Source organism: Aureispira sp. CCB-QB1 (genome assembly GCF_000724545.1).
Lineage (GTDB): Bacteria > Bacteroidota > Bacteroidia > Chitinophagales > Saprospiraceae > Aureispira.
Map to the genome: position 1 here is coordinate 18,271 of NZ_JHBV01000038.1, position 24,722 is coordinate 42,992.

The window sequence follows — 24,722 nt, forward strand, 5'->3', positions numbered from 1 at the left end:
TTTTGATGGAACTCCGCGAGGTTGCTGATTTTACATAAAATTCTAAAAACACCTTCCTCTAGAAGCGTTTTTTAGTAAAAGTTGGGGAAACTTTTTCTGTCTATTGGATGCCGAACACCCAATAGACAGTATAAATATTATTATAAACTAGATATTCAAATCATTTGATAATCTAAGTTATCTTAAAAGTAATTTTTCGCCATTAAACCTTGAAACAAAACACCTGCTTTTTGCTCGTGATTTGTTGGATGCTTTTAATTTTTAATCCAAGAAGCACCTTCTTTGGAATCTTTGATTTGAATACCGATTTCTTGCAATTTATCTCGAATCAAATCGCTTGTTGCCCAATCTTTGTTGTTACGTGCTTCTTGACGCAACTCAATGATCACTTCCATTGCTTGATCCAACAAGTTATTTTCATCTTCACTTTCTCCTTCTTTATCCTCATCTAATAGACCAAATATTGCAAAAATAAAATCATGGAAAACTTGCTTCATTCTAGCTAAGGTAGCTTTGCTAATATTGCTCATCTTCATGCGACCATTTTGAATGGCGTTAATCTTAGGAATCACAATATTTAGTTTTGCTAAAGCAGCAGCCGTATTAAAGTCATCACTCATAGCTTCAAATGCTAGATCCAACATTTTGTTGATTTGATCATCATCATCCGTCAATGCTTCCTCAACAGTATATTCTAAATCATTTAAAATATGATATGCTTCCATCAAACGATGGTATCCTTTTTCGGCAGCTTGTAGTCCTTTATCTGTAATATTTAAGGTACTCGCATAATGCGCTTGTAACATAAAGAAACGAACGGTCATTGGGCTATACGCTTTGGACAAAATATCGTTGTTGCCAGTAAATAACTCCACAGGCAAAATTGAATTTCCTTTGCTTTTGCTCATTTTTTTACCATTCAAAACCAGCATATTGGTATGCAACCAATACTTAACAGGTTGGCATCCACAAGCCCCTACATTTTGAGCTACTTCGTTCTCATGATGAGGAAATTGCAAATCCATTCCCCCTCCATGTATGTCAAAATGCTTTCCTAGATACTTGGTACTCATAGCTGAACATTCCAAATGCCAACCAGGAAAGCCCAACGACCAAGGCGAAGGCCATTTCATAATATGATTTTCATCGGCTTTCATCCAAATAGCAAAATCCGAAGGATGGCGTTTTTCGCTTTGATTTTTTAAATCATCTCTAGTCTCCGTCAACAGATCTTCTTGTTTTTTGCCCGATAACGTACCATAATCATATACGCCCGTATCCTCTTTAATCAATTTCTGCGTATCAAAATAAACAGAACCATTCATTTCGTACGCATAACCATTGTCTATAATAGCTTTGACCATTTCAATTTGCTCAATCAAATGCCCTGTAGCAGTAGGTTCGATACTTGGGGGCAAAGCATTTAGTTGACGCATCACATCGTGAAAACCATTGGTGTATTTTTGTACAATTTCCATTGGTTCCAACTGTTCCAAACGCGCCTGCTTCTCAATCTTGCCCTCTCCTTCTTCGGCATCATCTACCAAATGCCCCACATCTGTAATATTACGAACATAACGAACCTTGTACCCTAAGTACATCAAATAGCGGTAGACCAAATCGAATGAAAAGAACGTACGACAATTTCCTAAGTGCACCTCATTATAAACAGTAGGACCACAAACATACATTCCGACATAGCCAGGTGTTAGTGATTCAAATTTTTCTTTCTCACGTGTCAACGTATTGGTTACCGTCAACTCATACTTAGGTTTAAATTCTTGTTCCATCGTACTTTTTGTTCATTGATAATTATGATAATAATTGTTTAGACCTATTGTCTAGTGGTTAGCAAAGCTAAAAAAAACTGTTTAGAAATTAACGAAACAGTCTTTAAACATAGTAGTTCGTTGATTATTCCCTGCGGTCATGAGATCGCTATCGCTTAGTTGTTTACTTTTTTAGCTCGCTGCGCTCGTGAGATCGCAAGCTTAGTTACCAAAAAGACAAAAAAGCACATTTATATTAGTTTGATAATCAAAATTTTAACACAAAACACGATAAAATCATAATTTATTAATTATCAACTGCGCAGCACTCACGAAGTAAACTAATAAAGTTTAGCTTCGCTGCTACTGCGTGGTTTCAACGAACTATTGTAAACAAAAATAGTTTTCTAAATTGTAAAATTCTAATTTAACCTTAGAATGTATTCACTAGTCCACGAATTCTTTTAGTCTATTATGCCCATTAGAGCGTAATTTTTTATGTTGTGGGTCTCTTCATTGTTACAGCTTTTGTACTTCTCCATTAATTACAGCCCAGATCTATTTTTGACTGTGCATCGGCATTTGGGAAACAAGCACCTGTAGGCAGGCTGCTAGGTACATAACGATCCAAATAATCGTCGTGCAAAGCATTGTCAATAAAATCGGCAATCTGATCAACTTGTTCCTCTGTCAATCCTAAAGGGACAAACATAGGAGACAATCTATTGGCAGGCACATTAGGGTTTTCGGCTATGCCTTTATTTTTATAATCAACCATTGCTCGCACAGAACCAAAAGAGCCGCCATGTCCTTCAAAAGGCGAATCTCTAACATTGTAAAGTTGAGGAACTTTAAAACGATACATATCCGCTGCGTTCCCTGTAAAACCACCACGTCCCAATGTTTCTATACTATCTATAGATGTATTGTATATCGGGGCACTAGTGTTTTGATACAAATCTTTTGTTCCAAAAGCATGAAAGCCTTCTGTTGCTAAGGATGGTCCATTGTGACAACGGTAACAACCTGCTTCTCCAAAAAACAACAACGCACCTTGCTTCTGTTGATCGGTCATAGCCGTATAATTACCTCTAACCCATTCTTGAAAAGGGGCTTTGTTTGCCATAACAGTGCGAGAATAAGCAGCTATTGCCAATCCTGCCATCTTATTAGTATAACGCTCCGCAACTGGTACGGTAGGAAAAGCAGCATCAAACAAATCTTTATAAGCGGTTCCTTGAATGACCGCTGGGTCCATATTTTGGCGATGTCCTTTTAAAGCGACAATACTTTGAGTTTCGACCCCTTCAAACCCCAAGTGATTTTTAGAAAAAGCAGGTCCTACCCATCGTGCCTCTGTTCCCAAATTAGAGCCAGTAGCTCCCATCGAACCGTTCCATCGCATTACTTTTTGATACGCAACATTAAGCAACGAAGGAGTTCTGGTTTCTTGTACATCTATAGAATCCAATGGGCAAAGTGGGTCTACTACTCGACCTTCTCCTTGTACTCCAAAACCTGTTCCACCATCAGCAATTCCCTGTGCCATTCCTGCTTGAAAACCAGCCGCTGCATGGTGACAAGTAGCGCAAGAAATTGCCTTCATGCTTCCTGAAAATTTTACATCTACAGCAAAAGCAGTTTCATGATAAATGAGCTTACCCAATTCTATTTTCTCTGCTGTTAACGGGTTTTTAGGGTCTTGGGGAATATTTTCCAAATCATCACTATCTGGAAGTTGATAATAGCTAACACCTTCACCATAAGATGAGGTTTTCATTTGCTGAATCAACTGTTCATCTAATGGATTAAGTGTTTCTTCCTGACAGCCTATTTGGCTTAGTAGTATAGGTAGTAGCAACAAAGCAGCAAAACTGTATGTCTTTTTCATGTGTCCAGTTATTTAAAGTCTTTTAACTCCTTTGAATGGACGTACAAATTAGAGGGGGTCTATATTTAATCCTTACAAAGGGGTCTTTTTAATGAGTTAATTAATAATTATTTTGTGTTGTTTTCTAAAATCATGACTTCATCCAATTTACATTGTATGTATAACGTGCTATCCTGCTAATATATAAGCAGTCAATACTGATTTACTAAAAATTTTAATATAGAATAATTGCTTGGTAAAAATTAGATCAAAAAATAAACGAACCCAGCAGTATCAATTCTTCAACACTAAAATATGTTCTTTGATAAAACATTTTAGTTTCTCTAAAAAACGTTGTTTCGCTTGAATATGTGGAGCATGCGCACAATTGTCAATTTCCCACACTTCTGTTGGGGCTTCCAAATAATCGGCAATTAAGTGCAGTTGTTCCAAAGTTGCATATTCATCCTCTTTTCCTTGTACCAATAAGGCAGGACAGTTTATTTTTGGCAAATAATGCGTAACATTCCAAGACTTAAATTCTGGATTCAACCAAGTATTGGCCCATGCCCAAAACAAATCATTTGCTTTGTTGCCATGATATCGTTCCAATTTAGCTCGAATATTATTTTTATCGTAATTAGAGACAGCCTCTTGTATTCCTTTTATAGTTATTTCTTCTACCAGCACGTGCGCAGCAGCTGTTATCACCATTGAAACAGGATAAAGAGCAGCATAAATTAAAGCAATTGTAGCCCCATCGCTATGCCCTATCAAAATAGGACGGTCAATTTTTAATTGTTGTAATAATTGAGGAAGATAAACCTCTGCTTCAACCTCTAGATAATTTAAAGGTCGTGGACTGTTTAAAGGATCAGATTCTCCATGCCCTTGTCGTTCGTACATTATTATATCTAGTCCCGTTGCTTCTGCCACCAAATTGGGAAAGTCTTTCCACAAATCAATGCATCCTAGACCTTCATGCAAAAATACAATGGTTGGTGTATCGTTGTTGGTTCTCTTCTGTTTTAAATGCCTTACACGAAGTTTTTTATCCAATATGGTTACAAAACGATCTATTCTTTCCTGCTTCATTTTTGAATGCTTGTTGTTAAATTTTTGGCAAGATAGAGAAAATGCAAAAGCGACACAAACAAAAGGTCTGTATCGCTCTTTATTCTTGTAAGCCACTTATGGCTTTTAATGTTTATCTATTGTTTTAACGTATGAAATTCCCTTACAACACAAAATAGTCTAGTAAGTGATGTTAGTTCATTGTAATATTCATAGACCAAAGACCATAGGATACGGTTGCTGTAGCATCACAAGTGTTTGGACCGTAATCAATTTTTCGAACAACGCCACCACCAGCAGGCTGTACCTCTACAACGCCTTGTTGTACCCAGTTGCAGCTATTCGCTTTGATAACGGGAGTTGTAATTTGTGCGGTATATGCATTTCCATTTCTAGTAGTCCCATTGGCACTTCCTGTTAATTGCCAAACATCATCTGTAATATCCAGAGGCGTATTGGTACCATCTATCCATGCATACTCTTTTACTGCGTCACGATGTATGACATCTCCAGTTGGAGTAGTTACTTGTCCATTCGTTACTGTAGAACGAAATGTTGGATTTCCATTCACAGTACCTAAGTTTTCAATAACATTTGTTCCCGCAACTTTATACCCATTTACGGTATAATCTGTTGTAGTAATCGTCACCGTAGTACCTGTAGCATTCCAGCGACCACTATACACCGCTGTGATTACTCCAGAACGCACACGACCATCTCCACATCCCGTTGAGGCATTAAAATCGGCCGTTACTGTTATTGGAAATGTTGTGCCACTAAGCGTCAAGTTAGCACAAGCTCGTAAATTATTATTATCATTAGATTCACCACTCATAGCATTGTAGACATCATCAAAAGCCAAATCAGCCATTGTATCATCTGTAGAGTATGTCCAGTCTGCGGCTTCTTGTTTTTCACAAGCAGTTGTTACTAACAAAAGCGTAGCAATGCTCAAGGTAAAATAACTCAGTAGTTTCATAATATTACTTTTTTTTTAAGATAGGGATTAAATAATGCGAATGTGGTTCAAGTTTTTCGGGGAGGAATATAGTTTTCCCGTTTAGGTTAGACTATTGAGATGTCTATAAGTTTAATTTTTTTTTCTTTAAAATAACAAATTCAATACCAATCGAAGCATTCAGGGGCTTAATTATTCACAATGAGTTTTTTATGCGATTAACAATAAAAAAAAGCCTCATCATTAATTATTAAATGACGAGGCTTGTAATTCTTTAACTATAAAAGTTAATTATTCTTAGATGCTTCTATTCACATCGAATTTTTCTAGGTAATCTGCTACTCGGCGCAAGAAAGAACCTCCTAACATTCCGTCTACTACTCTATGGTCATAAGACAAAGACAAGAACATCATGTGGCGCACAGCAATGACATCACCATGAGGTGTTTCCATAACAGCTGGTTTTTTGCGGATAGCCCCTACAGCCAAAATGGCTACTTGAGGTTGATTAATGATTGGAGTTCCCATTACATTACCAAATGTTCCTACATTAGTTAAAGTAAATGTTCCTCCCTGAATTTCATCAGGACGTAGTTGGTTGTTTCGAGCACGGTTTGCTAAGTCGTTAACATTCTTTGTTAATCCAACCATATTTAGGTTTTCTGCATTTTTAATAACAGGTACAATCAAATTACCAGTAGGCAAAGCTGCAGCCATCCCTATATTAATATCTTTATAACGTACAATTTGATCGCCATCAACAGCAACATTGACCATTGGGAAATCTTGAATGGCTTTCACGACAGCTTCCATAAAAATTGGAGTAAACGTGATTTTTTCGCCATGACGCTCTTGGAAATCTTTTTTGATGCTATTTCTCCAGTTAACAATGTCCGTTACATCTGCTTCTACAAAAGAAGTAACGTGTGGAGATACATGTTTAGACATCACCATATGATCGGCAATCAAACGGCGCATACGATCCATTTCAACAATCTCAACATTTCCGCTTCTATTAACAGGCGGTGTTTTGAATTGAGGAGCTGCAACAGTATTATTAGCAGCAGTAGGTTGTGACGTTTTAGCTGTAGTAGTTGGTGTCGTAGCAACAGGGGCATTGCCTCTATTTTCGATGTAAGCCAACATATCACTTTTAGTAACTCTACTGTTTTTGCCTGTTCCTGTAATTTTTTCTAGTTCTTCTAATCCAATGCCCTCTTCTTTTGCCATACTCTTCACCAATGGAGAATAAAAGCGATTAGAAGAAGAAGTATCTAAATTAGCAGAAGGAGTAGCCACAGTACCGTTATTTTGTGCGGCAGGTTGTTTTACCTCCTCAGAAGTTGTTTCCACGACCGCAGGAGATGCTTGAACCTCTGCTGCACTATCTGTTTCAATCATAGCAATAGCAGCACCAACAGCGACGGTATCACCTTCTTGAAATAGGATTTCTACTAGCTTACCCTCTACTGGAGAAGGTACTTCCGTATCTACTTTATCTGTTGCAATTACCACCACATTTTCATCCATCTCAATCGTGTCTCCAACCTGTTTTTCCCAAGTAAGAATGGTTGCCTCCATAACACTTTCGCCCAGTTTGGGCATTATTAGCTCGACTTTTGCCATTGTACTAAAATATTTGGTGTAAAAATCCTAATTCAAGCGCAAAAGTAACAAAAAACATGAATTTATAATAATAAATACCGAGCTTTTATCAAAAGCAGTTCAAATAAAAATAATTTTTAGATTTTACAAAACTATACTTTTACCGAACATTACCATTTTTTGCTACTCTCAAAATCTATTTTTCAGAATTTTATTTGGTTCTTTTATAAAAACAAGCTGTATAAGGCATGTATCGCTCTTGCAACAATGTTTTTAAATGCCAAATACTAAACGCATACTTATTAAAAATAAACTTGATAAAATAAGTTGGGAATAATACCAAACTGTTGTGTCCTAACAATTTCTTCTGTTGTAGGGTTGTAACGAACTTCAAAATCATTGCGAAAAGCAGCTACATTTTGCACAACTAAAAAGATATGATGTGAAATTCGTTTTCTACGGTGATTAAATCGAGCACCAACACGTACATCGATTCGTTTGTATAATCCCAATTCTTGGCTATAAGCTTGATCTTCCAATAGTACTTCTCTACCTGCACGCTTAGAAGCTTCCAAATCTATTGGCGTATAAGGCAGCCCTCCATGCAAATTGAATCTAAAATCACCGTAAATTACATTTTGCTTTTCTTTTCCTATTTTAAATTCTTTCCCCATTACTAAAGAGGTTACATATTGAGCATCGAAAGCACTTCTACGCCATACTTCATCACTACCTTGGTACATGGAACGCTGATAAGCTGCTGACAACAACCCATACAGACCTTTGTTAAAGAATTTTTCTACTGAAATTTCGACACCATAATTTAAGGATTTACCTGTACTTTGTAGCCCCGTTGAGTCAGGATAGATGGCAAAATTTCCATGATTAACTATAGAAAAACTATTACGTTCTCTATCTACCGCTAGATTTGTATTGTATGAGACATAGGCATTCGCTTTGATACCCCAGAAACGAGCTAAATAAGTATCATAAGACAATGCCAACTGATGGCTCCTATTTAATCCTAACTCTCGGTTACTATCATCATAAGTTCCATCCGCTTGTTTCTTTACCAAAAAAGCAACCGCAAAAGATTGAATTTTGCTTGTCCAGCCATATCCTAAGCTAATTCTATGACGTTTCCCCACTCGCCAATCTAATGCAAGCCTTGGTTCTATTGCCCATGAATTCTTATTCAAAGACCAATACATTCCTTGTACACCTAAAACAAAAGCAAATGCACTTGAAAATTTATATCGTGCCTCAGCAAAAGCATTTGCTAACACTTGAATATCATCCGCCATAGAATGCAATTCGTTTCGTCTACGCCACTCTCCTTTCACAGATATAAAGTGAACATATGCACTAGCCCCTCCTCTCAATACAAATTGAGGACTAAACTTTTTGCTCAGTAGCGTTGAGATACCTGCACGTTGACGGAAATTTCTAACAGTAAAAAATGGCACTAAAGTATCGGGAAAAATCGTATCACGGTGCAATTTATAATCTTCGATTAAATAAGATAGTGTTGTTTTGAGAGACACATCATTTTCAAAATGTTTTAGATGGTTCAACCCTGCCAACCCAAAACCAGTATTAATATAAAAGTTAATCCCTGCATTGACAAATGCATCTTCGTCTATTGCTCCTTCATCCAAAACGGCAATATCAGAAAGTCCTCCTACTCCAAACAAGGAAAAATGCCCTGCTTTCTTAGTAGGAATATCAATTTTAAAATTAACATCATAATACCTAGGCGTAGCATTGGTTCCCAAGCTTAATCCAATTTGCTGTAAAACGTCAAAAATACCTGCACGAGCAGCTATCGCATAAGAAGCACCTTTCTTTTTAAAAGGTCCTTCTGCAATAAATTCTGCTCCATACACACTCAACAAAGCCGAAAATTCATGACGTTGGTTATTTCCTCGACGCATATTAATATCAAACATTCCTGCATACACGTTGTTGTATCGAGCAGAGAAAGCTCCATTCACAAAATCCGAAGAAGCCAATAAATTGTTATTTAGCAACGGGAACAATGCCCCAGTATTTCCCATTGTAGCAAAATGATGAGGATTTTCTACAGGTACTCCCTCTATCATCCATTGGATACCATAAGGGCTATATCCTCTAGATACAATATAGTTTTGCGCATCGTCTGTATTTAGTAAGCCAGGATAATTAGTTACGGCTCTCGCTGGTCCTCCAAATCCTGTAATGTATCGATTCGTTTCTTCTATATTAAAGGGTCGAGCACTCACCACATTCATCTCATCAATGGTTATCATTTTAGCATTCTTGATTCGACCATCTGTTGTTGCTTCTATGGTTGCAATTTCAATTTCTACCTCTTCTTCCATCTTTATCTTCATAACAGACTGTTTACCTGCTATAACCAGCTCAGTATAAACTACATCATAATAACCGTAGCCATTAGCCCGAATTCTTTGATAACCAATAGGTACATTTTTTAGTTCAAATGAACCGTCCTCACTAGAGATTGCCGCAACCCTTGGCGTGTAATTTAATAACTCAACTAATACATTAGAGAGTCCTTTTCCTGTCACTTGGTCGACTACTTGACCTCGTACTGTTTGCAACTTAACAGACTTATCTCCTTGTTGAGCACAAAGCGTGTTCATCAAAAGAAAAAAGCCAAAAATAATTCCTAATTTATGATACATTGTTTATTTGGATTAATTGGTTTTACTATGAGACTTCTATTTTTGCCTTTTTTTAGTAAAAATAGATTGTATTTTAAGGGGTAAAATTTTGCGCTATTTCAATAAATAACGCAGCAAGATAATAAGATATATAGTTTTTTTTTAGTGCCAAAGCAAAAACCGCCTATCCTCTTCCTCTCCACAATACATCCTACACCAACACAACCCAACATAAACAATTAATTAACAAACACTTAACACCAAATCAAGCCAAAAAGTTAAAGTCGTTTCTATGCCCATAAAAAAACCATTTTAAATTAAATTTAAAATGGTTTATAATGCTTTCGATTATCAGCTATACCAGTAGGTGAATCAATCTATCAATATTATATTTATTCCGCTTCGTTAGACAAATCGTCTAGCAAAAAACGGCGTAATAAATTAAGCGCAATCGTTGTTGTTCTTTCTATATTCTGCAATCGATCCTTTCCTAATTGTAGTTTTTGAGTATAAATTCGCTCATTCTCCGTTACTGCAACCCAAATTGTTCCAACTGGCTTTTCTGGACTGCCTCCTGTTGGTCCAGCAACTCCTGATACAGCGATAGCACAATTTACATTCAATAATTTCTGTGTTCCCCTTGCCATTTCAATTACTGTTTGCTCGCTTACTGCTCCATGCTCATCTAATGTCTCTTGTTTTACCCCTAGTAAATCTCGCTTTACTGCATTAGAATAAGCAATAACACTACTCTCATAATAAGCAGAACAACCTGCTACTGAAGTAATTTTATGTGCAATATTTCCTCCCGTACAACTTTCAGCAGTTCCTAATGTATACTTTCTTTTTAGCAACATTTGACCAATGACTCGTTCAAGTGTATCTTTGTGCTCTCCATAAATTAAGCTTCCCAACACTGGTGGCAATTTTCGAATATAATGATCTAATTGAGTTTCTAAGACCATCACATCTTCTCCATAAGCACTCAAACGCAAACGAACAACTCCAATCATAGAGTTAGGTAAATAAGCCAATTTGATATTTGAAGGCAGTTTTTGTTCAAATTCTGTCAACATTTCAGCCAAATCAGTTTCGCCCTTACCTGTTACATTTACAGTATAATGCATAATAGAAGGAAACTGAAATTGCATTTTTAAATTGGGCAATACTTCATATTTCATCAAGTACTTAACCTCTCTAGGTATACCAGGCATGGAAACAATAACTTTTCCATCTCGTTCAAACCACATTCCAGAAGCAGCGCCCACTTTATTGATTAAAACCTTTGCTCCGTCTGGCATTTCAGCTTGTACCTTATAGCGGTCATCAGGGGTTCGTCCAAATTGAGCAAATAATTGTTGTAGATTATTAAAACTAGGTGCATGAAACTTCAATTCCATTCCAAAATAGTCTGTTAATGTTCTTTTGGTAATATCATCTTTTGTCAATCCCAAACCACCGGTTATCAAGACAAGATCCGTACGAGCTATAGCCAAATCCAAGGCATCTACTATCGCCTCTTTGGTGTCTGCAATTGTCAATACTCGATCAACAGCAATACCATTTTGGTTTAACTTTTCGGCCATCCAAGCTGCATTGGTATTCACAACTTGCCCTATTAAAATTTCATCTCCTATATTTATAATCGTTGCTTTCATATATACTTATTTAGTTATTTGTCGACATGACGGTCCTTTGTTTTATCACAACCATCCCATAGCCACTCTCAAAAAAAAATTGACAACCAATCTTTTAAGTGATTATCAAGACTACTCTTTTCAACAAAATCTTGCTAATTTTAATTTATTTATTTCTTTGTGTTTTTTAATCTAACAAACCAAGTTACGCAGGAATTTTATGGATTGCCAAATCTTTGGCGATTTTTTTGCATTTATTAAATATAGTAACACAATCGTTTGTTTATTCACAATACTAGACAATACCTTGGATAAATTCTATCAAATTGGCATATTATGTTCCGCCATTTAAAATGAAAGAATCATACGAGAACCAACCAGTTTATGGACGAATGTTATCTTTGATCCGTTGTAAGTAATCGTTTAGAAAAGTGCTCTATTAATGAACTACACTTCTGGAATTAATAAAAAACTTAATTCACTCTTGTTATTTTACAACGCCAAGCCTATTTGTAACGTCTTTATTCTCCTATTTGATTATTCTACAGAAATACATTAAAAGCTAGGTAATCCTTAATGTTTCTCGTATTCTTGTATTTATTCTTATGATTTGCACCAATTACCATAATGAAAGAGCAACAACAATCCATAAAAAATATCCTAGAAGCTTCTATTGCTGTTAAACAACAACTGCTGCAACAAGATTTGATTTTAAAGAAAATTCAAGAAGCAATCGAATTAATGGTTGATTGCTTTCAGTCTGATGGCAAGGTTCTTTTTTGTGGCAATGGAGGAAGTGCTGCGGATGCACAACATTTAGCAGCCGAGTTTTCTGGTCGATTTTATTACGATAGAGCACCATTATTTGCCGAAGCCTTGCATGTCAATGGCTCTTACTTAACAGCTGTTGCTAATGATTACTCCTTTGATGACATCTATGCAAGAATCGTTCAAGCAAAGGGTAAAAAAGGAGATATTTTAGTGGCGATTTCTACCTCTGGCAATTCTCCCAATGTGATCAAAGCATTAGAACAGGCTCGAAAAACAGGCTTGATAACCATTGGTTTAACAGGAGAAAAAGGAGGCTCAATGCAAACCCTATGTGACCTAGTTTTTAATGTTCCATCTTCAGATACTCCGAGAATACAAGAGTGTCACATCCTAATCGGGCACACCATTTGCCAACTAGTAGAAGAACGTATTTTTAGAGATAAGTAGTTCGCTGTACTACGTGGTTTCAACAAATGATTGTTAGTATAAAATTCACTTCAATTAATTGGGAGTTTTCACTTTTCGATATTCTGAATGATACCACTCAACACCCCAATCTTTGACTTCAATTAATTCTAAGTGTGTGAATCGATTCGTCGCTGTGATGGCAAATTTACGAGTAGTACCTCTCCATCCAGTAGAATCAATCAATGTTAAATAAATAAAATTATCCACTGCTGTCCAAGTCCCCTTATAACGATTACAATAATGACAGTCACGTGTCGAATTTTCATATAAAAATGTCTGGTCTGAATTGAGCTGAATGCGTTCTCTTCTTGCCCTCGAAGGCGTTGGTGTAAACACATACCATCCAAACCCCTTTTTGTTTTGTAACAATAACTGAGTTTTATTGATCATTTTCAGCTGAGTCAAATCATACTGAGGTTTTAGAATCCCCATTACATACTCGGCATGCCATACTTCTTCTCCTTTTCGATTGTACAAAACCTGTAAACCATGAAATTCCCCTGTTGCATTATACTCTGTATCGCTTTTCATCGTTCCGTCAGCATAAAATTGTTGCCCATACGTTTGTGTTCCATTATTATAATAAACCAACGCCAAACGATTGGTATCCTTATCATAATATGCCTCGTAATATCCTTTGGGCACTCCTGAAGGCAAAATTAAAAATGTACTATCGTTCTTAATTGTTGTTGTAAATTGATAGGTGTGTCCATATCTAAAATCAATATCTTCTAGATAAATGTCATCACTACTTAGCGTATCTAAAATGAAATAGTTTTCTTGACCATACAATACACAAGAGAACCACAAGTTCATCCATATATAACAAGATTTCAACATAGCATAAGAAAAGGAAATACCATAAAAAATAGGATTGCTATCTTGGTGGTTTAGTTTAAGCACATGCTATCAACTAATTCACCATTAGACAACAACCCTATCTATTCTATATTCTTAGGACTTTCTTAGATAATCAAACGCATTGGTTCTTCTAAGATCGCTTTTAGTGTTTGCAAGAATTTAGCTCCAGAAGCACCATCTACTACTCTATGATCACAAGACAATGTTACTTTCATAAAGTGCGACTCTTTGACTTCGCCATCTACCATCACCAATTTAGGATTGATAGCACCTACAGCCAAAATACAAGCATCTGGTGAGTTGATAATTGCCGTGAACTCGTCAATACCAAACATTCCCAAGTTAGAAATAGTAAATGTATTTCCAGACATTTGTTCTGGCGTTAATTTACGATCTTTTGCTTTGCCAGCTAAGTCGCGAATTTCAGTAGCAATTTGAGACAATGCCTTTGTATCTGCATTACGAACAACAGGAACCACCAAACCTTCATCAATTGCTACCGCTACTCCCATATTAACATAGTTGTAATAACGGATTTTATCTCCCAACCAAGAAGCATTGATATTTTTGTGATCTTTTAATGCTTTAGCTGTTGCTTTAACAACAAAATCATTAAATGAAATTTTAGTATCTGTTAGTTCCTTTAGTTGCTTGCGAGTAGCCATCAACTTATCCATACAAATTTCCATTGTTAGATAGAAATGAGGCGCAGAGAATTTGCTTTCGCCCAATCTACGAGAAATAACCTTACGCATTTGGCTAACAGGAACGTCTTCGTAGTCGCCCTCTGGTTCAGGAACTTTAGTCGTCGCAGGAGCTGCTACTGGCTCTTCTGGCTGAGGATTTTTAAGGTACTCCTCTATATCTCGTTTCACAATACGTCCATCATCACCTGTTCCCTTAACCTTACTCAAATCAATCCCTTCTTCTTTTGCCATTGCTTTTGCCAAAGGAGACGCTTTGATTCGACCATCGCTCGAATTATTGCTAGTTCCTTCCTCTTTTTTCAGAGGAGCAGAAACAGTTTCTAAAACCTCCTCTGAAGGTTTTTCCTCTTTCTTTGGAGCCTCTTTTTTATCTTGAGTAGTTTCTTTTTTGGAAGTTCCTTGATCTGCGCCTCCTAGCAAGGCTTTGTAATCTTCCCCTTCTTCTCCAATTACTGCAATTACAGCATCTACAGGAACTGCATTACCTTCCTCTACACCGATATACAAAAGTACACCATCGTAGAAGCTTTGAAATTCCATAACTGCTTTGTCTGTTTCAATTTCGGCTAATAGTTCGCCTGATTCTACAGTATCGCCGACTTTTTTGTGCCATGCCACTAGTGTCCCTTCTTCCATGGTATCACTAAGTGCGGGCATATGTACCACATTTGCCATTATAGTTGTCTTTTTCGGTAGTTTTTTAGATATTTTTATAATCTCACGATAAAGATAGTAATGATTCTTTAATGTTATAAAATTGAATCGTTTTATTTGACGTTAAGTAATAGAGACTAAAAATTCATTAGTCCAAAATCGTCTTATTTTTCATAAATACCTTTACAAAGGCTAAAATATTAAAATCCTTAAAAATAGCACAACAATGTTAAAAAGACTAAGTTTAATTTTCTTACTACTTTCTGTTTATTTGTTTTCTTGCGACACTTCAAGAAGTTATACCTTAGAGGAGTTGGAAAGCAACACATTAAATACCTTAGATTTAAGAATTGACTCTTTAGATGCTAATGACTATCAAGATCTTTTTGATGAGTTTCAAAATTTGGATAAAGAGCAAATCTTAGAGCAATTGAATGCCAAGGGGCTAGAGTTGCATCGTGCCTCTTATGGTTTTTATTATTTGGCCAATCAGTATGCTATTGCTGGGGAGATGGAATCGGCAAAAAAATACCATTACATTGCTGCTGAAAACTACCTTAACCCTCAGTCTTTGCTCAAACTAGCTGAGTTCAATTTTCACATAACCAAAGATTACAAAAAGGCGTATGAGTATCTATACCAATCGTTAGAAATTACAGTAGAAATTACAGAGAATAATCGCAGTCATCCTGTTGCTAAAAATGGAAAAGAGAGAAAAGAATTCTTGCGGCAAGAGTTGAAGCGTATGGGAGAAAAAAATCTTTTTGATGAGGCTGCCACAATAACACAGCTAAAAAAGGAATTACCTCCTTTGATGAAACAATATCGAGCGATGTATGATTTGAGTCCTAGGGTTGACTCTTAAGTCAAAATTTATTTATAACCATTTGGAGTTTGGGAAAAACTAGCTTCCCATCTCCAAATAGCTACAATTTTTAAGGTCTTATCGTTAACCTTGTTTCTTTGCTTCTAATCGTTCTTCTTCAATTTGGCGCAAAGCAAGTGCTGCATTGGCGGTAGGATAATCACCAGACAAGCAAGCCATACAAGTATTTAATCCCATCTCATTAAATTGCGCTTGCAATTCTTCCAAAGATTGATAAATCAGTGCATCTGCTCCAATGTAATCTCTAATTTCATCTACGGTCTTATTCGCAGCAATCAACTCTGTGGTAACAGACATATCAATTCCATAAATACAAGGATTGAGCAATGGAGGTGCCGCAGAGATGAAATAAATTTCGGCAGCACCAGCTTCTCTTAGAATTTGTACAATCCGCTTAGAAGTCGTTCCTCGAACAATTGAATCATCTACCACTGCTATTTTCTTTCCCTCAACTGTTTTAGAAATAGGATTCAACTTACGTTTAACAATATCTTCTCGTTCCGACTGCTTAGACGAAATAAAGCTTCGTCCAATATAGTTACTTTTAACCAATCCCCTACGGTGTGGAATCTGTAGCTCTTCTGCTAGCCCCGAAGCAGCAAAATATCCCGATGTTGGAACATCAATTACGATATCTGGTTCTAACCCTGCTGCTCGAACTTTTTCTGCCAACTGACGTCCCATTTTTACACGTTGTCCAGCAACTAAGCGAGTATGCAAATAAGAATCTTCTCTAGCAAAATAGATAAATTCAAATACACAGAATCGTTGACCATTGCTATGTCCTTTTCTAGAATATATTTTCTTATTGTTATCAATAAAAATCATCTCGCCTGGTTCCAAATCACGAACTACTTCGTACCCCAAGTGGTCAAAACAAACTGTTTCAGAGGCAACACCATATATCACTCCTTCTTTAGTTTCTTTTTTGCCTAAGATCATAGGGCGAATTCCGTTAGGATCACAAAATGCTAACAAACCATGATTAGCAATAATAGCTACCGCAGCATAAGCACCATGCACTTTTCTCTGTGTAGCCTCTACGGCATCAAAAATATCATTGGGTGTTACATTTCCCAAATCTTTAGACGAACGCAATTCAGATACAAAAGTATATAAAATCAACTCCAAATCATTGGTTGTATTGGGCAAGATATGATGCTCTCTATACAAGTGTTCGCTGATTTCATTAAAATTAGTGATATTTCCATTATGTGCCATTGAAATACCAAAAGGATAGTTTGTCCCAATAGGCTGTGCATTTTTTAACTCATTGGAGCCATGTGTTGTATAACGCACATGCCCAATGCCAATATCCCCTAACAAGCGCTCTAAGTGCTTTTCTTCAAAAACATTATTCACCAAACCTAATCCCTTCTTCTCATGAAATAGTTTTTTGAACGTTGTTATCCCAGCTGCATCTTGACCTCTATGCTGCAATGCTGTTAAGCCCATCATCAAGTCGTATACTATTTTTTCACGACCTATAAAACCTACAATTCCACACATTTTTTTCTTTTTAAAATGATAGTTGGTAATTTTTTTACACTCTCCAATCAGCTCTTTTTTAACAAAAGCTTAGAAGTTGTTTAAAATTAAGTAATAATCAAATATGAAATCACTTTTTGTCCTACTTTGCGTTGGATTTTCGTCAAATAGCTACGGCTATTATTCTCAAATCCGCCTTAATTAGAACCAAAAATTGTACTCATATTTAAAAAAGACGCAATTTTAAACGACTTCTTATTCAAAAATTCCTTGAAGTGTTTTACTATAAAAATAATGCTCTACTGCCAATCCTCGACGCTCAACTTCTTGTAAAGTATCTGCCCCTTTAAGATCAACAGGATGCTGCGCTATAATAGCTCCCGTATCTAATCCTTCATCTACATAATGGACGGTTACTTTTGTTGCGTCCAAACCATTTTCAAACGCCCAACCATAGCCATTTAAACCTTGGTGTTGGGTCGTATCCGCAGGATGAATATTAATAATCTGCTTTGGATAAGCTTGAACAAATTTGCTGGACAAGACACGCATATATCCTGCTAACACAATATAATCCAAATCGTAATTAGACAATAAAGTTAATACCTTTTCATCAAAAGTAGTTCGTTTTAGTCCCTTAGATTCTATCCATTGTGTCTCCAATCCTAATTCTTTGGCATATTCTAAACCAGCAGCACTTTGCTTGTTGGCAAAAACCAACACTACTTCTGCCAAGTCTTTTAAAATACCTTGTTGACATTGCTCAACAATAGCCCTCATATTACTTCCTCGCCCCGATATAAATATCGCGATTTTCTTTTTCATTTATTGAACTACTTTGTAAACACGTTGACCAATATCTTTTCTATAAAAATTATCTTTAAAGCTTACTTTTTTGCATTCCTCATACGCTTTTTGGATAGCCGCATCTAATGTTTCACCTTGTGCAACAATGTTTAAAACACGTCCACCATTGGTAACGATTTTGCCCTCTTGTACTTTGGTTCCAGCATGAAAAACGATGGCATCGTTTACTTCAGACAAACCGTGAATTTCATAACCTTTTTGATAACTTTTGGGGTAACCACCCGATACTTGTACAACATCTACAAAAAAGCCGTCCTCAAATTCCAAGGTCAATTCGCCCAATGTTCCATTCAAACAAGCCTTGACAATTTTTGACAAATCTGTTTTCAAAGAAGGCAACAATACCTCTGTTTCTGGATCGCCAAAACGAACATTGTATTCTAATAATTCTGGTCCATTTTCTCCCATCATAATACCAAAATAAATCACTCCTTTGTAATTCATTTTCTCGGCTTGTATCCCTTTCAAAGTAGGCTGAACAATTTTTTCGTCAATTTCTTGCGCCAAATCATCATTCCAAAACGGGACAGGGCACATCACGCCCATTCCACCTGTATTAGGTCCTGTATCACCATCGTTCAGCTGCTTGTGATCTTGAGAAGGGAGTAATAATTGAATATTTTGCCCATCTGTAAAACCAATAATCGAGATTTCGTCCCCAACAATTTTATCTTCAATCAGAAACGGACATTCCTCACCATACTGTGCTCTCATCTCATCCAAAGCATCCAAAGCTTCCTGCACATTATCACAAACAAAAACACCTTTGCCAGCAGCCAAGCCATCGTACTTAATGACTAAATCACCGTCCATTTCATGTACAATTTCTTCGGCTTCACTCACTTCAGAAAACGTATGGAAAGCAGCAGTTGCTACGCCATATTTTTTCATAAAATTCTTGGAGAAAATCTTAGAACCTTCCAAACGTGCCGCATCCTTGCACGGTCCCAATGCTTTGATTGTTGTTTGATTAAAATAATCTACAATTCCATCAGCAAGAGGAACTTCTGGTCCTACAAAAATATAAGTAATATCATTGGCTTCACAGAACGTCTGGATAGCTTCAAAATCGCTAATGTCTATTGGATGACTATTAGGAATTCCACCATTTCCAGGCAAGGCGTATACGGCTTGTTCGCCTAAATCTTTTGCAAGTTTCCAAGCCAAGGCATGTTCTCTTCCTCCCGAGCCAATTATTGCTATTTTCATTTTTTAAATTTTACAATAGTTCGTTAAAAACGTTATTAGTTTAATAGCCAGCAAGTTGTCGTTTTATTATATTTCACTTAACCTTTTCCTTGCCAAGTCATATAAATATACTTTTTCACTAAAAATATAAAAAAGTAAGACCAAACGACCACGTAATAGTAGCCCAACTAACTACTAATTTTGCAACATTGCTAATTATTTCTAGATGAAATCTATCCATCCTTACTGCATAATTTCCTTAGCTGTTTTGATTGTTAGATCACAGATACGAACGGCATCTCCAATATAATCTACTGTCTCTAACTGATAAATTCTATCTTTTACAGATTGCTCTATATCCAAGCCTTTTACCAAATCCATTAACATTTCTCTAGTTGGTTTTTGTCCACGAGAAACTTTCTTCAATAAAGTATATGGATCGTCTACCCCTACAATTTTAAGAATGGTTTGGATTGGTTCAGCTAATAATTCTGGACTATCTTGCAATTCCTGACGGCAATTCTCTTCATTAATTTTTAATTTGTTCAACCCTCTTAATAACTCTGTCATACCCAATGAAGCATATGCCAAAGCGGAGCCCATATTGCGTTGAACTGTTGAGTCAGAAAGATCTCTTTGCATTCTAGAACGACACAACTTGTCAGACAAAAAGGTCAACATAGAGTTAGACAACATTAGATTTCCTTCACTATTCTCAAAGTTGATTGGATTTACCTTATGTGGCATGGTAGAAGAACCAACCTCTCCTGCTTTTACTTTCTCTGAAAATAAATCTTTGGAAATATACAACCAGCAATCTACGTCCAAATCCATTGCAATATTATTAATCTGGCGCGTCCAGTTAAAGTACGTAGCAAATGTATCGTGGTCTTCGATCTGAGTTGTTGCAATATTAGGTTCTAAACCATGCTTTGTCAAAAAGTTATGCGCAAATGTCAACCAATCAAAATCAGGAAAGGCAGACAACATAGCAGAGTAATTTCCTACTGCACCATTAATTTTGCCTAAAAAAGTAAAGCTTTTTAAAGATTTGTAAATTCGAGTAATGCGGTTAATAAATACTGCAAACTCTTTCCCCGCAGTACTTGGAGACGCTTTTTGACCGTGCGTACGGCATGGGAAAGGAATATTCTTCCAAGCCTCTGCCAATTCGATCAATTTATTTAATACTTCTTCAATTTGTGGCAAGTGCTGTTCTTCTAGATAATCTTTTAGCATAAAGTTATACGCCAGATTATTAACGTCCTCCGATGTCAAGGCAAAATGCAGCATATTTACATCGCGCAATTCTGTACGCTCTCTCAAAAACATCTCACAAGCTTTCACATCATGGTTGGTAACACTTTCTATCTCTTTGATACGCTGATAGTCCGCATCTGTGAAATTGTCAATACAATCTTGAATGTTTGCTTTTTCTGTTGCATTCAATGGCTCAAATAGTCCTGCCTCATCCAAGGCTAACACATATAGTAACTCTACCTTGCAACGGTAGTACATCAATCCTTTTTCAGAAAAATATTTTCTATGAGGAACTAATTTTCCAGCGTATCGACCATCTAAAGGTGAAATAGCATCAATTATCATTTATAGGTGTATTATTCTGCGGAATTGAATAAAGGATATCGTGCAAAATAAAAGATAGATTCTTTTATTTAGTACTTCGTGGATTTTTATACGAAGTAATGTTTATTGCGACATAAATTATTCAATTCCGTACTAGTTATTTAATCAGTGCTTTGATATCCGAAGCAAGGTTTGCCCTCTAGGTCTTCGTTACACTTCCTTCCGTAAGACGAGGAATATCAAAGTATTGTTTTTTCAATCCAATGAAGCTACAAGGCTTCTAATTCTTATATTCTTTTACTAAGGGTTATCACGTAATGTAAAAACTTGTCTATACTAAAATACTGCATATACCCCGAAGTATTTTTTAAATAAACAATGATAGTCAATAGCTTAAAAACACAACTTAGCTATCATTGAACATTATTAAATCTTTCAAAGTATTATTGTCCAAATTTTTTTGTGACAGGCAATCCCCGTTCTAAGCATTCTCTAATTTCGAATCACAGCATCTGCATCTGCTAACGATTGTTTCATTTCTACAATCTCTTGAGCCATTTGCTCACGAATACTAGGAATATTTAGGCTAGAAACGGTTGCTCGAACAACACTATCCATTGATGCTCCTACCCCATCAATAACAGGAACACTGAGATTGGCAACCAAAGCCATCCCTAAACTATCTGGACCAACAGCAATCACTGCTACAGGTTCTACAGAAGTATTGTAAACGGCGGCTAAGTCTAAGATTCGCTCTCCATTTCTATCTGCCGAAATCACGCGCATATCTACACAGAGGTCGTATTCTTCTACCAAATCTTTTAGAACTTTACAGTCGTCCAAATCTTCTTCATCGTCCATAATAATTCCGATAAAACCAGGCTTCAATACGCCCGCTTTAACAAGGTTATTATAAATACGAACTTTAGAAGGTAGGTCTACCAAACTAAAAGGCTTCCCTGTAACTGCTTTGTAAATTTCTTGGTATCTACGACTGGTTTCTGCGACTACTTCTGGTGACAGAATAGTTGGCACCTCTCCATTTACTTGATTCGCTAGCATCCATTGGCGAACAAATTCCTTATCAATTTGCTCTGCTGTTGATGGATTCGCTTGATAATCCTCTAAACTCCAGAAACGAGAAGAGTCAGGCGTATGCATTTCATCAATCAAAATCAACTTGCCATCTAGCAAGCCAAACTCATATTTTGTATCCACCAATACAATTCCTCGTTCTGCCAAGAATTCACTACCAAATGTAAACAACTCAATGGCTTTAGCTTTCATCTGTTGATAAATTTCTGCACTTACCAAACCCGCTTCTAAAATTCCCTGCTCGTTGATTTCAGAATCATCGTCATCTTTTGTCGTTGGTGTTAAAATAGGTTGATCAAATTTTTGATTTTTGACCATTCCATCAGGAACGACTACATCACTAATTTGACGTTTTCCATTTTCATATCCTCTCCACATAGAGCCCGTCAAATATCCACGTACTACCATTTCTACACGAATAGGTTCTGCTTCTTTTACTAACGTCACATAATCATCTACTTGCTCAATGACGTGATTGTCTATAATATGCTTTGTTTGCTCAAACCAGAAATTGGCAATACCATTTAAAACAGCCCCTTTGGTAGGAATAGCTGTCTTTATTTTTTTATTAAATGCTGAAATACGATCCGTTACAACAATCATACGTGTATTATCATCAATACGGATACTATCTCTAACTTTTCCTCTATGAAGCGTTTTTAGTTGAGGGGAATCAAATTTTGTTAAGCAATCCATTTTCTTATTCGTTATTTAGCTTTTTTAATTAAATCAATAGTCCGCTCAAAACAATATATTCTCTGAGCGAACTATTATTAAATGGCAGTATTCCTAATTTAGTAGTTCGTTGATTAGCTGCGCTGCTACTGCGTGGTTTCAACGAACTATTGCCTAATTAAAACCGTCTATTAACAGACGATAATTGACTAATGTTTGAAGTGTCTAATGCCTGTAAAGACCATTGATACTCCCAAATCATTGCAAGTTGCAATAACCGACTTGTCTCGAATAGAACCTCCTGGTTGAACAATTTTTCGGATACCTGCTGCGGCAGCTATCTCCACATTATCTGCAAATGGGAAAAAGGCATCTGAAATTAGCCATGCATTTGCCAATTCTTCAGCTACATAAGCTTCAAAATCTTCGGCTGCTCCAGTGTATTCATTGCGTAGGTTTTCACGGCTTTTCTCAATAGATAGCTTAGTTGCAATCAATCGGTTGGGTTGTCCTGCTCCCATTCCTAACAACTGAGCATAACCATTTTTAAAACGAACAATAGCAATAGAATTTGACTTAATTGTTTTGATGGCACGCAAGCCAAACTCAATCAATGGTTGTTCTACCTCCATATCAACAGGAGCTTCTGTAACTACATCCAACTTGTTGTGCAACTCATTGTCGGTATCTTGTGCCAACAAACTACCATTCATATAACGCAAGTCCATGTGACCAGTTAGGCTAGCAGCATCAAACTCTATGATACGAAGGTTTTTGTGTTGTTGTAAATAAACCAACGCTTCTGGTGTAAATGCAGGTGCAATAACAACCTCTACAAATTTGCGTTTGCTCTTGTCCTCATTGTTCAATTCAAAAAACTGCACTGTTTCAAAGGTCACCTTTTTATTAAATGCGATGATAGAACCAAATGCAGAAATAGGATCACCAGCCCAAGCCAATTGCAACAATTCTGCTTGATCGTCTCCTTCACAAAGTCCACAAGGATTGCTGTGTTTAATTACAGAACAAGCAGAACGAGTAGATTCTTTGATGGCTTCAATCGCTCCATTAATGTCTAGAATATTATTAAAGGACAAGGCTTTTCCATGCAAAACATTCAAATCATACAAAGAATTGTCTGCATTTTTTTCTTTGTAAAAACGAGCAGCTTGATGACTATTCTCACCATAACGCAAATCAATACCTTCTTCAAAGCCCAATCGCAAAGAATTGACGCCAATTTCTTTGTCCATTGTGGTAGCAATCAATGCATCGTAGTCAGCCGTATGATTAAATGCTTTGGTCATCAATTTTTTGCGAAAATCATAAGTCAAAGCCCCCTTGTGGCTTTTTAATTGTACCATCAACTCTGTATAATCCGAAGGTTGTGTTACTGTCGCTACATACTTAAAGTTCTTTGCAGCAGCACGAATCATGGTTGGACCACCAATATCAATGTTTTCAATTAGTGTCTCAAAGTCAGCTCCTTTTTTGAGGACTTCTTGAAATGGGTACAAGTTACAAACCACCAAATCAATAGGCTCAATATTAAGTGCAGCCGCTTCTTCGGCATCTTTTTCACGATCAAACAACAAAGCTGACTCGATGTTAAAAGAAATTGTTTTCATACGACCACCAAAAGCCTCAGGATTTCCTGTCACAGTAGAAATTTCTGTTGTTGTAATGCCTGCTTCCTCTAGTTTTCGTTGTGTTCCTCCTGTCGAAATAATCTCACAGCCTGCATCTGCCAAAGATTGTGCTAATTCAACTATTCCTGTTTTGTCTGAAACGCTAATTAAAGCTCGTTTAATCGGAATCAAAAGATCCATTGTTTGTTATTGATTTATGTGGTTTTGATAAAAAATTGTTCTTATGTTGTTATTAATAATAGTAGTTAGCGAT

Annotated in this window: 17 protein-coding genes; 2 read left to right on the top strand and 15 right to left on the bottom strand. The window is 36.6% G+C overall.

The annotated features are described in order from the left end of the window. Positions 1–254: 254 nt before the first annotated feature. The 7 genes from cysS to CG11_RS19265 form a co-directional block, all read right to left on the bottom strand. A complete protein-coding gene (gene cysS / locus CG11_RS19235) occupies positions 255–1,790 on the bottom strand; it encodes a cysteine--tRNA ligase (protein ID WP_052598466.1) in 1,536 nt (511 codons plus the stop codon). 520 nt (positions 1,791–2,310) lie between these two features. Next, on the bottom strand, positions 2,311–3,660 hold the full coding sequence (locus CG11_RS19240) for a cytochrome-c peroxidase (protein WP_052598467.1): 1,350 nt from the start codon (positions 3,658–3,660) through the stop codon (positions 2,311–2,313). A gap of 273 nt (positions 3,661–3,933) precedes the next feature. Then, entirely contained in the window at positions 3,934–4,734 is an 801-nt protein-coding gene (locus tag CG11_RS19245; RefSeq protein ID WP_052598468.1) for an alpha/beta fold hydrolase, read from the bottom strand. A gap of 172 nt (positions 4,735–4,906) precedes the next feature. Then, positions 4,907–5,692 (bottom strand): hypothetical protein, encoded by a 786-nt coding sequence (locus CG11_RS19250; RefSeq protein ID WP_052598469.1) that lies wholly within the window; start codon positions 5,690–5,692, stop codon positions 4,907–4,909. Positions 5,693–5,968: 276 nt separating this feature from the next. Further along, positions 5,969–7,297, bottom strand: a complete 1,329-nt coding sequence (locus CG11_RS19255; protein WP_052598470.1) for a dihydrolipoamide acetyltransferase family protein — start codon at positions 7,295–7,297, stop codon at positions 5,969–5,971. Between the two features lie 281 nt (positions 7,298–7,578). Beyond that, on the bottom strand, positions 7,579–9,960 hold the full coding sequence (locus CG11_RS19260; RefSeq protein ID WP_052598471.1) for a TonB-dependent receptor: 2,382 nt from the start codon (positions 9,958–9,960) through the stop codon (positions 7,579–7,581). A gap of 371 nt (positions 9,961–10,331) precedes the next feature. Then, entirely contained in the window at positions 10,332–11,597 is a 1,266-nt protein-coding gene (locus CG11_RS19265; RefSeq protein ID WP_052598472.1) for a CinA family nicotinamide mononucleotide deamidase-related protein, read from the bottom strand. Positions 11,598–12,203: 606 nt separating this feature from the next. On the opposite strand from CG11_RS19265, the gene CG11_RS19270 reads away from it, so the two are divergent. Further along, positions 12,204–12,794, top strand: coding sequence for an SIS domain-containing protein (locus CG11_RS19270; protein WP_052598473.1), 591 nt, complete (start codon positions 12,204–12,206; stop codon positions 12,792–12,794). A 54-nt stretch (positions 12,795–12,848) separates the two neighbouring features. Here the strand turns inward: CG11_RS19270 and CG11_RS19275 are convergent, their stop codons facing one another. Together CG11_RS19275 and CG11_RS19280 are read right to left on the bottom strand one after the other, a co-directional pair. After that, positions 12,849–13,718: a hypothetical protein gene (locus CG11_RS19275; protein WP_156039835.1), complete on the bottom strand. Its 870-nt coding sequence runs from the start codon at positions 13,716–13,718 to the stop codon at positions 12,849–12,851. Between the two features lie 62 nt (positions 13,719–13,780). Next, complete coding sequence (locus CG11_RS19280; RefSeq protein WP_231512819.1) at positions 13,781–15,040, bottom strand: pyruvate dehydrogenase complex dihydrolipoamide acetyltransferase; 1,260 nt, start codon at positions 15,038–15,040, stop codon at positions 13,781–13,783. Between the two features lie 223 nt (positions 15,041–15,263). On the opposite strand from CG11_RS19280, the gene CG11_RS19285 reads away from it, so the two are divergent. After that, positions 15,264–15,902, top strand: a complete 639-nt coding sequence (locus CG11_RS19285; protein WP_052598476.1) for a hypothetical protein — start codon at positions 15,264–15,266, stop codon at positions 15,900–15,902. A gap of 84 nt (positions 15,903–15,986) precedes the next feature. Here the strand turns inward: CG11_RS19285 and purF are convergent, their stop codons facing one another. From purF to purH, 6 genes are all read right to left on the bottom strand, one after another. Further along, positions 15,987–17,432: an amidophosphoribosyltransferase gene (gene purF, locus CG11_RS19290; protein WP_052598477.1), complete on the bottom strand. Its 1,446-nt coding sequence runs from the start codon at positions 17,430–17,432 to the stop codon at positions 15,987–15,989. Positions 17,433–17,666: 234 nt separating this feature from the next. Next, positions 17,667–18,236, bottom strand: a complete 570-nt coding sequence (gene purN / locus CG11_RS19295) for a phosphoribosylglycinamide formyltransferase (protein ID WP_052598478.1) — start codon at positions 18,234–18,236, stop codon at positions 17,667–17,669. After that, complete coding sequence (gene purD / locus CG11_RS19300; protein WP_052598479.1) at positions 18,237–19,487, bottom strand: phosphoribosylamine--glycine ligase; 1,251 nt, start codon at positions 19,485–19,487, stop codon at positions 18,237–18,239. A 222-nt stretch (positions 19,488–19,709) separates the two neighbouring features. Continuing rightward, positions 19,710–21,071: an adenylosuccinate lyase gene (gene purB, locus CG11_RS19305; RefSeq protein WP_052598480.1), complete on the bottom strand. Its 1,362-nt coding sequence runs from the start codon at positions 21,069–21,071 to the stop codon at positions 19,710–19,712. A gap of 471 nt (positions 21,072–21,542) precedes the next feature. After that, a complete protein-coding gene (purC, locus tag CG11_RS19310) occupies positions 21,543–22,841 on the bottom strand; it encodes a phosphoribosylaminoimidazolesuccinocarboxamide synthase (RefSeq protein ID WP_063833149.1) in 1,299 nt (432 codons plus the stop codon). A 188-nt stretch (positions 22,842–23,029) separates the two neighbouring features. Then, on the bottom strand, positions 23,030–24,649 hold the full coding sequence (gene purH / locus CG11_RS19315) for a bifunctional phosphoribosylaminoimidazolecarboxamide formyltransferase/IMP cyclohydrolase (RefSeq protein ID WP_052598481.1): 1,620 nt from the start codon (positions 24,647–24,649) through the stop codon (positions 23,030–23,032). Positions 24,650–24,722 lie beyond the last annotated feature (73 nt).